This is a genomic window from Streptomyces sp. NPDC003011 (assembly GCF_053591515.1).
This window is the reverse complement of sequence record NZ_JBSFTY010000009.1, coordinates 96,685-109,442: the sequence shown is the minus strand read 5'-3', so window position 1 is coordinate 109,442 and position 12,758 is coordinate 96,685. Positions and strand designations below refer to the sequence as shown.

Below are 12,758 nucleotides of genomic sequence, written 5' to 3'. Positions count from 1 at the left end.
GCCACGGGCTTGGGGACCGACCTTACGCAGCCGCCCACAGTTCGGTGCCGCGAGCCCCGACGCGGGCGCCGATCCGGCCGAGGAGTTCCGCGACGGGCAGGGCTCCCGGCCGGCGCCCGTCCCGCAGCCGTACGGCCGCCAGACCGCCGTCGGCCTCCCGCTCCCCGATCACCGCCTGGTACGGCACCAGGCGCGCGGCCCGGGTCCGGGCGCCGAGGCTGCCCTCGTCCGGTCCGCGCACCTCCGCCCGCAGCCCGCGCGCCACGGCCCGCCGGGCCAGCTCGTGGGCCCGCTCCTGCTGCGCCCGGGCGACCGGCAGCACCGCCAGCTGGACCGGAGCGAGCCAGGCCGGGAAGGCGCCGCCGTGCTGCTCGACGAGGTGCGCGACCGCGCGCTCCACGCTGCCGATGACGCTGCGGTGCACCATGACCGGCCGGTGTTTCGCCCCGTCGGCGCCGATGTAGTGCAGGTCGAAGCGTTCGGGCTGGTGGAAGTCGATCTGGACGGTGGAGAGGGTGGCCTCGCGGCCGGCCGGATCGGTGATCTGGACGTCGATCTTGGGGCCGTAGAAGGCGGCCTCGCCCTCGGCGGCCTCGTAGGGGATGCCGGAGCTGTCCAGCACCTCCCGCAGCAGCGCGGTGGCCCGCCGCCACAGGCCGGGGGCGGCGACGTACTTGCCGCCCTCGCCGGGGAGGGACAGGCGGTGGCGGGCGGCCCGGATGCCGAGATCGGCGTACGCGCGGCCGATGAACTCCAGCGCGTCCCGGGCCTCGTCCACGGCCTGCTCCAGGGTGCAGAAGATGTGCGCGTCGTTGAGGTGGATGGCCCGGACGCGGGTCAGCCCGCCGAGCACGCCGGACAGCTCGGAGCGGTACATGCCACCCAACTCCGCCATTCGGAGGGGCAGTTCGCGGTAGCTGTGGGAGCGGGAGCGGTAGATGAGCGCGTGGTGGGGGCAGAGGCTGGGCCGCAGCACGACCTCCTCCGCGCCCAGCCGCATCGGCGGGAACATGTCGTCGCTGTAGTGGGACCAGTGACCCGAGATCTCGTACAGCTCCCGCTTGCCGAGGACGGGCGAGTACACGTGCCGGTAGCCGGCGGCGCGTTCGGCCTCCCGGACGTACTCCTCCAGGACCTGCCGGACGACGGCCCCGTCGGGCAGCCAGTACGGCAGCCCCGCGCCCATCAGCGGGTCGGTGTCGAACAGGCCGAGTTCGCGGCCGAGTCGGCGGTGGTCGTGCATGGCGGGCTCTCCTCACGGTCCGCCCGGAACGAGCCCCCGCACGACGAAGCCCCGGGGCACTCGCCCCGGGGCTTCGATGCAGCTCTGCTGTCAGCGCGCCGGGACACTCTCCGGCGTCGTCGTGAGAGACGGACGTATCACGTGGGCGCGCTGCATGCGGGGACGGTAACAGGGGGCGGAGGGCGGGGCGACGGGTTTTTCGCAGGCGGGCCGGCGCGGGCAGGCGACAGGGCAGGCAGGCGAGCGGGCAGGTGCTCGGCCTCGCTCGCGCTCACCCGGACGGACCGGCTCGCTGGTGGAGCGTCGGGGCGGGTGGTGCCGTAAGAGGGCGTACTCGATCTTGGACGTTCTCAAGGAGACCTCCCCGATGACCCCAGCCCCGGCCGCCCGCACCCTCGCCGCCGCCCTCGCCCTGGGTGCCCTGGCCGCCGTGACCGCCTGCTCCGCCCTCAGCACACCGCCCACCGCGCGCAGACCCGACGTCACCCCGCCGAGCAGTGCGCCCGCGGCCTCCGCCGCCCCGTCCCCGTCCGCGGCCGGTCTCACCCAGGCGCAGGCGCGGGCCGCCCTCGTCACGGAGGCCGATCTCGGTGAACCCTGGGCTCCCACGCAGGGCGCCGCGACCTGGCACGACGGGCTGCTGAAGGCGACGACGGAGCAGCCCGAGTGCCGGCGCCTGCTCGACGCCCTCTACGCCGAGGAACTGTTCGGCGCGGACGCCCGCCCCCGTGCCGCGATCAGCCTCGACGACGTCTGGAACGGATCCCAGCTGCGCTACCAGGTCGTCACCCACAGCCGGGCGGACGTGGACCGGAGCCTGGCCTGGCTGAGGACCCTGCCGCAGAAGTGCGCCCAGTTCCCGGCGACGACCGCCCACGGCAACGTGACGGACGTCTACGTCACCGACGCGGCCCTGCCGGAGGCGGGAGACGCCCGGCAGGGGCTGCGGATCGCCCTGGCGGGCGCGACGCTGAACGGCGAGCCGGTCGTGCTCACCCTGGACGTCGCCGTCGTCCGCGTCGGCGACGACGCGATCGGGCTCACCCACGGCGGCCTCGGCGACGTGTCCGACGACGTCACCCAGGCGGCCGTGGACCTGGGAGCGCGGCGTCTGACGGAGGTCCACAGACACGGCCGGGCCCAGATCTAGATCTAGGGGTGCCCGCCAGCCGGCCGAACGCCTCCTCGGCCTCCTCCAGGCCGCCCCCGGTGATCTCCCGGTACCGCTCGGCCGCCTGCACGGTCCCGCCCGCACGGGCGGGCGCGGCGGCCTCGTCCAGCCGCGACAGGGGTCACCGCTGCTCGTACGGATCCGTCGGCTGCTCGACCCGTCGCACCGACACCGCGTCCAGCACCGCCGGCCAGGCCGCGTCCGTCCCCAGCCCGCCCCTCGGGTGCCAGGTGCCGGTGACGGTGACCCAGGTGTCGGCCGGGGGAGCGTCGTCGCCGCGCACCTCGGCCTTGCTGGTCGTGGCGTCGGCGGCACAGCAGGTGACGGCGAGCCGGGTGACGTACCAGGTGCCGTCGTCGCCGTGGGTGACGAAGCCGGTCAGGCGGACGGTACGGCCGGTCAGCGACCGTCCGCTGTCGTAGATCGCCCGTGACGTGAACTCGGCGAGGGTCAGCCCGACGGGGTCCTGGGCCGGGAGCGCCGGGAAGGTGCCGACGCCCTGCGCGGCCCGCTGCGCCGCCTCCCGTTGCGCGCTGTAGGAGCCGAGGGCCGGCGGTGGGAAGAGCAGCAGGGCCAGCGCGGGAAGGGTGAGCAGCCAGGCGACGCGGGGCCCGCCGGGCCCGTGGTGATGCCCGTGCGCCTCGTCGCCGCCGGGTGTGCCGTCGCCGTCGTGCGTCTCCTCCTCGTCGCGCGTCCAGCGCCGTACGGCCGCCATGACGGTGCCCAGCAGCACGAGCACCGTGCCGGACACGATCAGGTAGGGCCGCAGCGTGACCTGCACGTACCGCAGGTACAGCTCGCTGAACAGGGAGATCCGCAGGATCGCCGCGCCCACCAGGACCAGGAGGAGGGAGGAGCCGTACCGCCTCACAGCAGCCGCCACCCGACCAGCACGCTGCTCGCCACGGCCACCGCCCACGTCACGGAGGAGAAGCGGACGGCGAAGCCCCGCCCGAAGGTGCCCGTCTGCAGGGCGATCAGTTTCAGGTCGACCATCGGCCCCACCACCATGAACGCCAGCAGGGCGGTGGGCGAGAAGCCGCTGAGCGAGGCCGCGACGAACGCGTCGGCCTCGCTGCACACGCACAGCACGACCGCGAGCACGGCCAGCAGCAGCACCGACAGCCACACCGAGCCGGTGAAGAGGTCGAGGACGGAGCGCGGTACCGCGATGTCGAAGGTGGCCGCGGCCGCCGCGCCGAGCACCAGGAAGCCGCCCGCGTGCAGGAAGTCGTGCTGGAGTCCGGCGCCGAAGGCACGCAGGCCCCCGGTGTGTGCCGCTTCGGGCCGGGCGGGCAGCCGCAGCCACTCCTCCCGCCCGAAGCGGGCCCACAGCCAGCCCATCACGACGGCTGTGGCGAGGGAGGCCGCCAGCCGGCCGAGCACCATCTCCGGCCGGCCGGGGAAGGCGACGGAGGTCGCGACCAGGACGACGGGATTGATCGCGGGCGCGGAGAGGAGGAAGGCGAGGGCGGCGGCGGGGGCGACCCCGCGTCGCATCAGGCTCCCGGCCACCGGTACGGACGCGCACTCGCACCCCGGCAGGACGACCCCGGCGGCGCCCGCGACCGGCACGGCGAGCGCCTGGTTGCGGGGCAGGAGCCGGCGGAAGACCGTCGCCGGCACGAAGGCGCCGATCGCCGCCGAGACGACGGTGCCGAGCAGCAGGAACGGTACGCCCTGCACCGCGACCGCCGTGAAGACGGTCCACCAGGCGGCGACGGGCGGGGTGTACAGGTCGAGCGCGAGCGTCGGCCCGAGCACGGAGACGACGGTCGCGATCGCGAGGAGCGCGGCCCCGCCCAGGGTGGCGTGGACGAGCGCGCGCACGGCGAGCCGCAGCCCGTCGCCGACCGTTCTCTGGTTCTCCACGTACCTCGCCCCGCCGCTCACCGTCCGGCGCAGGCTAACCGGGGCGGCTGTGCGCCGCCCCGGTTTCCTCACAGAGGAGGCTGTGCGGGCGCGGGCCGACGGCGGGTGCGCCCCCCTTCGTTCGATGTCGAACTGTCAGACGTCGAGAAGGCGAGCGCCGATCCGCAAACAGGGCGAAACTGTTCGAAGTCGAACCACCGCGCTTGACCGAACCGCCGAAACCGACGAAGGGGAGGCGAGGTGACCGCCCCACATGACTCCGCCCCACATGACTCCGCCCCGCGACACTCCGGCCCGCGTGACGCCCGCGACTGCGTCGACGACTTCCTGGACCAGTGGGCCGCCCTGGGCACGGACCTGGACCTCGACGCCATGGGCACCGTCGGCCGCGTGCTGCGGCTGTCACGACTCCTCGGCGTCGGCCTGAAGGACTACTTCGCCGAACACGCCATGGAGACCTGGGAGTTCGATGTCCTGGCCACCCTGCGCCGCAGTGGCCGGCCCCTCACCGCCAAGGAGCTCGCCGCGGGCGTCCTGATCGGCTCCGCCGCCCTCACCCACCGTGTGGACCGGCTGGCCGCACAGGGCCTGGTCACCCGGGAGTCGGTACCGGGCGACCGCCGCAGCCTGCACATCGCGCTGACGCAGGACGGGCGGGAGAGGGTCGACAAGGTCCTCAAGGGCCACGCCGAGAACCAGCGCAGGCTGCTGTCGGGCCTGGCCGGCGACGAGTGCGGCGACCTGAACCGGCTGCTGCGCGCGCTGCTGGTCTCGCTGGGGGACACCCGGTGACCGTCGCCGGACCATGACGGACACCGCCCCGGACACCCCCGCAGTGCCGCCCCCGCAGTGCTTCGTCAGCTCTGCGTCTGCAACTGGCGGAGCTGGCGGTGCACGTTCTCCAGGGCGCCCTGCCGGCGGCCGGGGACCCGGCCGCGCAACTCCGCCAGCACGGGACCGAGTTCACGCGCGGGCCCGGTGTCCCGGATCTGGCTCCACTGGTGGTGGGCGCGGTCGACGGCCGCCTCGACGGCGGGCGAGTCCGGCGCCTGGCCAAAGGCCAGCCGCGCCCCGGCCACCGCCAGCCAGGTACGGCAACTGCGCACCGGATCCCCCGCGAACATGGCCAGATCCGCCCGGACCTCGGCCCAGTGCAGGGCGTGCTCGGACCCGGGCCCGTGAGCACGCACGGCGGCCTGCTCATGCTCGGCGGCCAGCGCGTCGGCGTCCCCGTGCCGCCCGTCCTGCACGGCGGCGGTGATGTAGGCGTGCGGGTCGTCCTCCCGCCGCCGGGCATCACCGGCATCACGTGAGCGGGCATCACCGGCATCACGTGAGCGGGCATCACCGTCGCTGTGCCGGCGGACGTCGGTCTCACCCTGCCGGGGGACGTCGGTCTCACTCCGTCGGGGGACGTCGGTGTCACTTCGGGGTCCGTCGGTCCCACTCCGTCGACGGGCGTCGACCGCTCCGTTCCGGTTCGCCGTGTCCAGCCCGTCCGGCGTGTGAGGACGCGGCCGTTCGGGCCGGTACGGGGGTCTGGGGGCGGAGCCCGCGGGGACGGCGGCCATCCCGCCCCCGGGTGCCGTCAGCACCAGGTCGCCGTACCCGTCGCTCCCCAGCCGCACCACCGCCTGCTGATGCAGCTCCGCCAGCTCGGGCCGGCGGCCGCTGCGCAGAATCGTCGCGACCGCCTTCATGTACGCCGGCACCGCCACCGTCCGCCGTGACGGCGGCGGCGCGATCCGCCCGTACACGGCGTTGTTCCGGCCGCAGTCCAGCACGTTGCCCCGCAGCCACGTCCAGGTCTCCGCGTCCGCGTGCAGATCGAGGAGCAGGGACGTCGTCCCGGGCGTCCGCAGCCGCAGTTCCTCACGGATCCAGTGCCAGGGGAACGCGGTGTAGCGGACGGTGGACGTGGTGGTGCGGGCGAGCGCCAGATGGGGCAGGTGCTGGCGGCGGTCCAGCAGGAGCTGGCCGGTGACGAACACGGTCAGCGGTCCGGGGGCCGTCGCGGCGGCCCGCAGCCGGGTGAGGACGGCCTGCGGTTCCAGCGGGTCGGCGAGCTCGACGACGTTCGCCGTGTCGGTGCCCGACAGCACCGCAGGCGGCACCGCCGCGAGGACGGGAAGCACGGACGCCGCGTCCACCAGACACCCCTTGCCCACCGGTGAGGCGGCGAGCAGCAGCACGGTCCCGGGCATCGGTCCCTCCCCATCCCCCGTCGATCACGTACGTCAGCACCGTAACCGCTGCGGCTGCGAAGGTGGGCCTCAGGACGGCGAACGTCCCTTTCGGGTGGTCTCGTCGAGCCGGCGCACCGCGAACACCGTCGTGTCGTCGGCCAGTCGGCCGCCGCAGTGGCCCAGGGTGCCGTCGCGGACGAGGGCGACCAGACGGTGGGGGTCGGCGGCGTCCGGGTCGGCGGCGACGACGCGGGTCACCTCGTCGGCGAGCGGGTAGAAGCACCCCGCGCCGTCCCGGGACTCGGTCACGCCGTCGGTGGTCAGCAGCAGGGTGGTGCCGGGGGCGAGGGGCACCCGGCGCAGCGGCGGCAGCCCGTCCGCCACCAGCTCGCCGAGCCCGAGCGGGAGGCCGTCGCCGGGCGGCAGGTGCCGTACGCCGTCGGGGCCGACCGCGAGCGGGGGCTCGTGGCCGAAGACGACGGCCTCCACCACGCCGGAGGCGTCCGCGGGGAAGCCGAGCAGCACGGCGGTCGCGAACCGGTCGCCGTCGTCCCGGCCCAGGGCGGTGACGTGCAGCCCGTGCCGCCGCATCCGGATCTCCAGGCGCCGGGCGACCGTCAGCAGGTCCGGCTCGTGGTACGCGGCCTCGCGGAACGTGCCGAGCAGCGCGGCGGCCGCCTCGACCGCGCCGAGCCCCTTGCCCTGCACGTCACCGAGGAGGACACGGGTGCCGTACAGGCCGGGCTGGATGTCGTAGAAGTCGCCGCCGACGCGGGCCTCGCTGTCGGCGGCGAGGTAGACGGCCGCGTGGTCCAGGCCGCCCCAGCCCGGCGGGAGCGGGCGCAGCACGGTCCGGCGGATCGTCTCGGTGATGTCCCGCATGCGCAGCAGGTGGCGCTCGCCGCGCACCCGTACCGCGCAGGCCAGCGTGGCGAGCAGACCGCCGATACCGACCAGGATGAAGTCCGCGAGCCCGGTCCGGTACTGGTGCGGCCAGGCGCCGTCCACCAGGAAGTACGTCACGAGCGAGATCACGGCGAACGCGGCCGTGAGCCCCACCCCGCAGATCGCCGCGGCGATGCCGGGCACCAGCACGATCCAGGAGATGATCCGGAACTCTCCGGTGGTGTTGAAGTCGATGCCCGTGATGGCGAGGAGCAGCAGCAGCGGGGGCAGCCAGGCGACGCTGCGGCCGCGTACGCGCAGCAGCTGGTGCCGGCGCCGGCCGGGCCCAGCGTCGCTCACGGCCCTCATGCGCCCCAGCGAAACACGGCACCCGGACGCCCGCATCCGCACCGCCCGGCCACACCGCCCGGCCACACCGCCCGGCCACCGCCCGGCCACCGCCCGGAGGAAGCCTCTGCGCCGACTTGCCAGGCCCTGCCCCCCGGTGTGCTCTGGAAGCGGGGGCGAGGAGGAAGGAGTGCTCTCATGGCTCACGCGGCACCCAGGTCCCGAGGAACGCGCGGTACGAAGGGCATGACCAGGCCGCCGGCTCGTACACCCGACCTGTTCGGTGAGCGGGTCCACCGGGCGGCGAGGATCGGGGTACCCGTCGTCCTCGGTCTCGTCTACGGGTACTGGGCGGCGGCCAACCGGCGCGGTGGCGGTCCCATAACCGGCTGGAACGTCCTGTTCGGGTTCGTCACCGCGCTCGCGTTCGTCGTGCTGTGTCTCGCCGTGGCGACCCTGGCCCCGCGGCTGAAGCGCGAAGCGCACTCGCTGACGAAGTCGGCGTTCGCCGGCGCGGCCATCGCCTTCCTCTACAGCCAGTCCGGCGCGAGCGTCCTGAGCGCCACGGTCCTGGGACTGGTCGTCATGGCGGCGTTCTTCGTCGCGTTCTTCTACCGCTACTACACACGCGAGGACGCGCAGGGCAACCGCATCCGCTGACCGCCAACCCGTAGTGGACCGCCCGCAGTCGACCGCACAGCGCCGCACCCGGCCGGCGGCAGGGACAACAGCGCGTGGGCCCCGGCACGTTCGCCGGGGCCCACGTCTTCCCTCATCCCTCCACTCACCGGACGACCGGGAGCCAGTCCCAAGCACCCGATGAGGATCCGGTGACGCTCCAGCTCCACGAGCCCGAGGAGGACCAGGAGCCGGAACCCGAGGCGGACCAGGAAACCGAGGCGGACACGGCCCAGGACTCACTCCAACTGGGGTCGTTGCGGTCGGGGTTGTGCCAGCCGCCGTCCTTCCACTGCGGACACGGGTCCGCGCAGGTCGGCACCCGGTGTCCGCCGGTGTCGACGAACGCGGCACTCGCCCAGCCCTGGGCGCCGACGAACCAGTACCAGTACGGATGGCCGTTGACGCTCTGGCCACGGACCTTGCACTCGACACGGTCCTGGGTGCCCGGCGAGAGCCGGTCCACGATGCCGGAGTGCGTGGTGGGCGCCGACCTCACCTTGAGAGCGGTGCCGGAGACGACGGTGCCCCAGATCGGACCGCCGGATCCGCCGCTGCCGTGTCCGTCGGCGTACGTCGGTGGGGTCGCGGCCGTCGCGGTGGTGCCCGCTGTCGCGGCGACCAGGGTGCCGCCGGTGAGCAGGGCCGCGGCCAGGGTCCGCAGGACCGGAGTGGTGCGCATGGATCGCCCTCCTTCTCCCCAGCTCCAGGAAACACCCGTTCGGGTGAACCCTCCACCGGAGAGCGGACTTCCCAGTTCCGCCAAGGGCCGCAGCGGCCCGGCCCTCCCCCCGTCCGGCCCACCGCACGCACCCGAACGCACCCCTGCGCGGCCGTCCGGCTCGCCCGTCCGGCCTCCTGGCTTTTGCCTTGAGGGGTGCTCTCACGTCTGCGGAACGCCCTGCCGGCCCTGCTCGACGTCGCCGGTTTCTGGCTGCCCGTCACCGCGGCCGTCCTCGCCGTCACCGGGATCACGGTCGCGGCCTGCCGTCGCCGCGCGGTCACCGCGACCGCGCTCGGCACCGCGGCCGGCGGCGCGCTCCTCGGCCTCGCGGTGGCCGTCGGCCGCCGGCTCACCCTGGCCGGCCTTCCCGACCAGGCCCACCGGCCGGCCGCCGAAGCCCTCTACGACGCCCTCACGGCCACCCTGCGCACGGTCTCCTGGCTGCTGGTCGCGCTCGGTCTGACGGTGGCGCTGTCCTGTCGGCTCACCGGACGGTACGGCCCTGACGCGCGACGCCGGCGAGCGTCCGCAGCGCCCGCCGCAGATCCGGCACAGCGGCCGCCGCGAGTCCGAGCCTGACGGCGTCCGGGGTGCGGTGGGGGTCCGCGGCGGAGGCGGGACCCGGCGTGACGGCGATCCCGTGCGCCGCACCGCCGCGGCCGTGAAGGTGTCCGCCCGCCAGGGCGGCAGGGCGGCAGCCGACGGGAACGGCGACCGCGTCACCGCGCTCGTTCCGAGCGGGTGACGCGATCGCCGACGGGGTTACTTGCGCTCCGGACTTACCCGGCCTCCGGGACGACCTGGGATTTCCGGTCTCCGGGATGTCCGGCCTCCGGGATTTCCCGTCAGACGCCGATGTCGTCGCCGTCCGCGCGCCAGACCGCCACGACCGACGGGCGGACGATCCTGCCGGGACCGTCGGGCCAGGTGCTGGCCGGGTTGTCCACGGTGGCGCCGTTGATCTCACCGGGATGCTGCACGGAGACGAGCACGCGCCGGTCCTGGACGACCGGGCCACAGGTCTCCGCGCCGGTCGGCATGGTCAGGAACTGCTTGAGCTCACCGCGCCGCTCGCCCTTGGTGGCCACGCCGAACAGGCCGTCGTGGGAGCCGAGCTGGGCGCCGTCGGTGGAGATCCACAGGTTGCCGTGCGGGTCGAAGGCCACGTTGTCCGGGCAGGAGATCGGGCTGACCTTGTCCTTCGGGAACCCGGCGAAGTAGGTCGCCGGGTCGTTCGGGTCGCCCGCCACCAGGAACAGCGACCAGGCGAACCGGGTGCTGTCGGCCCGGTTCCAGCGCTCGGTGAGCTCCAGGATGTGCCCGTGCTTGTTGGCGTTGCGGGGGTTGGCCTCGTCGGCCGGGGCGTTCGTGCCGATCCCGCGGTTGGTGTTGTTGGTGAGGGCCACGTACACCTTGCCGGTGTGCGGGTTGGGCTCGATGTCCTCGGGCCGGTCCATCTTGGTCGCGCCGACCTTGTCCCCGGCGAGCCGCGTGAAGACGAAGACCTCGTCCGCCGTCATGCCCTCGACGTGCGAGACGGCGCCCTCGGCGGTCGCGGTGGCCAGCGGTATCCACTCGCCGCTGCCGTCGAACTCGCCGTCGGACGGGAGCTTGCCCGTGCCGTCGATCTCGATGGCCGGGGAGTCACCGGTGAGCCTGGCGACGTACAGCGTCCCCTCGTCGAGCAGCGAGAGGTTGTGCTCGCGCACGGCACGCGAGGTTCCGTGCTTCATCCGCTTGCTGCCGACGAACTTGTACATGTAGTCGAACCGCTCGTCGTCACCGGAGTAGACGACGGGACGGCCGTCGTGCGTGAGCCGCACGGTCGCGCCCTCGTGCTTGAACCGGCCGAGGGCGGTGTGCTTGCGGGGCGTGGAGTGCGGGTCGTACGGGTCGAGTTCGACGACGTACCCGAAGCGGTGCACCTCGTTCGGCTCCTGGGCGACGTCGAACCGCTTGTCGAACCGCTCCCACTTGCGCTCGGAGGCGCCGGTGCCGATCCCGTACCGCTTGTCGGTGGTCCGGCTCGCGTTGGCGAAGTACTGGTTGAAGTTCTCCTCGCCGTGCAGCGTGGTGCCCCAGGGGGTGGTCCCGCCCGCGCAGTTGTTGAGCGTGCCGAGGACCTTGCGGCCGGTCGGGTCGGCGGAGGTCTTCAGGAGGTCGGACCCGGCGGCGGGACCGGTGAGCCGGAACTCGGTGGTCGCGGTGATCCGCCGGTTGAGCGAGTGCCGCGGGACGACGGTGAGCTTCCCGCTCCTGCGGTCCTCCTCCACGACGACGGCGGACAGCCCGTGCGCGGCCCAGGCGATCTCGACCTGCTCGCGGGTGGGGGCGGCGGCGTCGTACCCACGGAACATGAGCACCTCGTCGGTGTACTCGTGGTTGGCGACGAGGACCTGCCGGCCGCGCTCGCCCGGCAGCGGGAGCAGGGCGAGGAAGTCGTTGTTGTACCCGAACTGACCGGCCTGGGCGGCGGCGGTCTGCTTGTCCGGGTCGAAGGCGGGCGCGCCGCGCAGGATGGGCTCGCCCCAGCGGACGACGACGTTCTGCCGGTAGCCGTCCGGGACGGTCACGGTGTCGGCGGTGTTCGGCGCGACGGCGGTGAACCGCAGCCCGCGCGCGGCCTTGGAGGTGCCAGGCCGGTGCGTCGCGGCGCCGGCGGCGCTGCCGCTCCGCGGAGCTGCGGCGGCCGGCTGGGCGAGGGCGGTGCCCGCGGCGCCGGCCACGGTGACGACCGCGGCGGCCCGCATCATCGAGCGGCGGCTGAGCGCGCCGGCGATGACATCGCCGACGTACGCGTTGGCGGAGGTGTTGGGCGCCTCGTGGAAGCAGGCGTCACCACACCGGAACCGGCAGGTGAGGGCGGACCGCCCGCCGGGATGCGAGTCGGACGACGACGTTCTGATCAACGGCAGCTGCATGCGCACGATGGCTCTTCCCTTTGCTTCCCCTTGAATCCGACGTTACGGACGCTAGGTGCACGTCTGTGCGGGAACGGGACATGGCGATGAACTGGGAGTGAACCCCGGGTGGCGGTCGGCCGGTTGACGGCGTCCGGTTGTCGCCCTTGACGTCCGGGGCGGCCTATGACCTGCCCCCGCCCAAGATCACCGTCCGGGCCGCTAACCTTACGTGTCCGTCCTGGCCAGGGATTGACGGCCTCCACGCGAAGGGTCGCGCACCCGCCCGGCCCGCTGAGGACGTCCGCACCACAGAGCCACGTTCGATCCCCACCGTCTGAAGCCGGTGGTTCCCCCTCGAAAGGACACTGATGGGCATTCTTTCTCGCCTGCGCAACGCGTTCGGCCGCTCACCCAAGGGGAGCGACACCGACACGGTTCCTTCGCAGGGGGCGGAGCGGGATTCCTCGCAGAAGGCCGAGCCGACGGTACCGGCCCCGGCCACCGAGCCCGAGCCGACGTCCGTCGCCGTGCCCGGCCCCGCGCCCGCTCCCGAGCCGGCCCCGTCCGTCATCGACGAGCTGGTGTCGGCAGCCTTCGACAACGTGACGGTCCCGAAGCCGAGGGCGACCGAGGAGAAGCCCCCGGCCACGACCCCCGAACCGGCCACGGAGTTCACCCCGAAGCCCGCGCCCGAGCCGGCCCCGGAGAAGCCGGCGGCCGAGGCCCCGGCCGCCGCTGCCGCCCCGGT

General features: G+C 73.9%; 10 protein-coding genes and 3 pseudogenes. 5 read left to right on the top strand and 8 right to left on the bottom strand.

The genetic code is table 11. The annotated features are described in order from the left end of the window. Nucleotides 1–22 precede the first annotated feature (22 nt). Entirely contained in the window at nt 23–1,243 is a 1,221-nt protein-coding gene (gene thrS, locus ACWD0J_RS07195; RefSeq protein ID WP_451494755.1) for a threonine--tRNA ligase, read from the bottom strand. Nucleotides 1,244–1,610: 367 nt separating this feature from the next. Between thrS and ACWD0J_RS07190 the strand changes: the two genes are divergently transcribed. After that, entirely contained in the window at nt 1,611–2,393 is a 783-nt protein-coding gene (locus tag ACWD0J_RS07190; protein WP_451494754.1) for a hypothetical protein, read from the top strand. A 142-nt stretch (nt 2,394–2,535) separates the two neighbouring features. Here ACWD0J_RS07190 and ACWD0J_RS07185 read toward each other — a convergent pair whose 3' ends face one another. Both ACWD0J_RS07185 and ACWD0J_RS07180 read right to left on the bottom strand, forming a co-directional pair. Next, nucleotides 2,536–3,285: a TIGR03943 family putative permease subunit gene (locus ACWD0J_RS07185; protein ID WP_451494800.1), complete on the bottom strand. Its 750-nt coding sequence runs from the start codon at nt 3,283–3,285 to the stop codon at nt 2,536–2,538. Beyond that, on the bottom strand, nt 3,282–4,286 hold the full coding sequence (locus ACWD0J_RS07180) for a permease (RefSeq protein WP_451494753.1): 1,005 nt from the start codon (nt 4,284–4,286) through the stop codon (nt 3,282–3,284). Before ACWD0J_RS07180 ends, ACWD0J_RS07185 begins: the two co-directional genes overlap by 4 nt. Nucleotides 4,287–4,526: 240 nt before the next feature. Here ACWD0J_RS07180 and ACWD0J_RS07175 point away from each other — a divergent pair, with 240 nt between their 5' ends. Further along, nucleotides 4,527–5,078: a MarR family winged helix-turn-helix transcriptional regulator gene (locus tag ACWD0J_RS07175; RefSeq protein ID WP_451494752.1), complete on the top strand. Its 552-nt coding sequence runs from the start codon at nt 4,527–4,529 to the stop codon at nt 5,076–5,078. Between the two features lie 65 nt (nt 5,079–5,143). Here the strand turns inward: ACWD0J_RS07175 and ACWD0J_RS07170 are convergent, their stop codons facing one another. Together ACWD0J_RS07170 and ACWD0J_RS07165 are read right to left on the bottom strand one after the other, a co-directional pair. Continuing rightward, nucleotides 5,144–6,490, bottom strand: a complete 1,347-nt coding sequence (locus ACWD0J_RS07170) for a hypothetical protein (protein ID WP_451494751.1) — start codon at nt 6,488–6,490, stop codon at nt 5,144–5,146. A gap of 69 nt (nt 6,491–6,559) precedes the next feature. After that, entirely contained in the window at nt 6,560–7,726 is a 1,167-nt protein-coding gene (locus tag ACWD0J_RS07165; RefSeq protein ID WP_451494750.1) for a PP2C family protein-serine/threonine phosphatase, read from the bottom strand. Between the two features lie 177 nt (nt 7,727–7,903). Between ACWD0J_RS07165 and ACWD0J_RS07160 the strand changes: the two genes are divergently transcribed. Next, nucleotides 7,904–8,365: a hypothetical protein gene (locus ACWD0J_RS07160; protein ID WP_451494749.1), complete on the top strand. Its 462-nt coding sequence runs from the start codon at nt 7,904–7,906 to the stop codon at nt 8,363–8,365. A gap of 124 nt (nt 8,366–8,489) precedes the next feature. Here the strand turns inward: ACWD0J_RS07160 and ACWD0J_RS07155 are convergent, their stop codons facing one another. After that, on the bottom strand, nt 8,490–9,065 hold the full coding sequence (locus tag ACWD0J_RS07155; RefSeq protein ID WP_451494748.1) for an SH3 domain-containing protein: 576 nt from the start codon (nt 9,063–9,065) through the stop codon (nt 8,490–8,492). Between the two features lie 198 nt (nt 9,066–9,263). Here ACWD0J_RS07155 and ACWD0J_RS07150 point away from each other — a divergent pair. Continuing rightward, nucleotides 9,264–9,686 (top strand): annotated as a pseudogene (locus ACWD0J_RS07150) (hypothetical protein); the annotation flags it as partial. On the opposite strand, the pseudogene ACWD0J_RS07145 reads toward ACWD0J_RS07150, so the two are convergent. Together ACWD0J_RS07145 and ACWD0J_RS07140 are read right to left on the bottom strand one after the other, a co-directional pair. Continuing rightward, a pseudogene (locus ACWD0J_RS07145) lies at nt 9,592–9,791 on the bottom strand (PLP-dependent aminotransferase family protein); the annotation flags it as partial. The pseudogenes ACWD0J_RS07150 and ACWD0J_RS07145 sit on opposite strands and share 95 nt — an antisense overlap. Nucleotides 9,792–9,952: 161 nt before the next feature. Continuing rightward, nucleotides 9,953–12,034, bottom strand: a complete 2,082-nt coding sequence (locus tag ACWD0J_RS07140) for a PhoX family protein (RefSeq protein ID WP_451494747.1) — start codon at nt 12,032–12,034, stop codon at nt 9,953–9,955. A 344-nt stretch (nt 12,035–12,378) separates the two neighbouring features. Between ACWD0J_RS07140 and ACWD0J_RS07135 the strand changes: the two are divergent. Next, a pseudogene (locus ACWD0J_RS07135) lies at nt 12,379–12,758 on the top strand (VWA domain-containing protein); the annotation flags it as partial.

Excerpts from the sequence above, each read along its gene's own strand:
- thrS (WP_451494755.1), bottom strand. The coding sequence starts at position 1,243 with ATGCACGACCACCGCCGACTCGGCCGCGAACTCGGCCTGTTCGACACC.
- ACWD0J_RS07190 (WP_451494754.1), top strand. The coding sequence starts at position 1,611 with ATGACCCCAGCCCCGGCCGCCCGCACCCTCGCCGCCGCCCTCGCCCTG.
- ACWD0J_RS07170 (WP_451494751.1), bottom strand. The coding sequence starts at position 6,490 with ATGCCCGGGACCGTGCTGCTGCTCGCCGCCTCACCGGTGGGCAAGGGG.
- ACWD0J_RS07165 (WP_451494750.1), bottom strand. The coding sequence starts at position 7,726 with ATGAGGGCCGTGAGCGACGCTGGGCCCGGCCGGCGCCGGCACCAGCTG.
- ACWD0J_RS07160 (WP_451494749.1), top strand. The coding sequence starts at position 7,904 with ATGGCTCACGCGGCACCCAGGTCCCGAGGAACGCGCGGTACGAAGGGC.
- ACWD0J_RS07155 (WP_451494748.1), bottom strand. The coding sequence starts at position 9,065 with ATGCGCACCACTCCGGTCCTGCGGACCCTGGCCGCGGCCCTGCTCACC.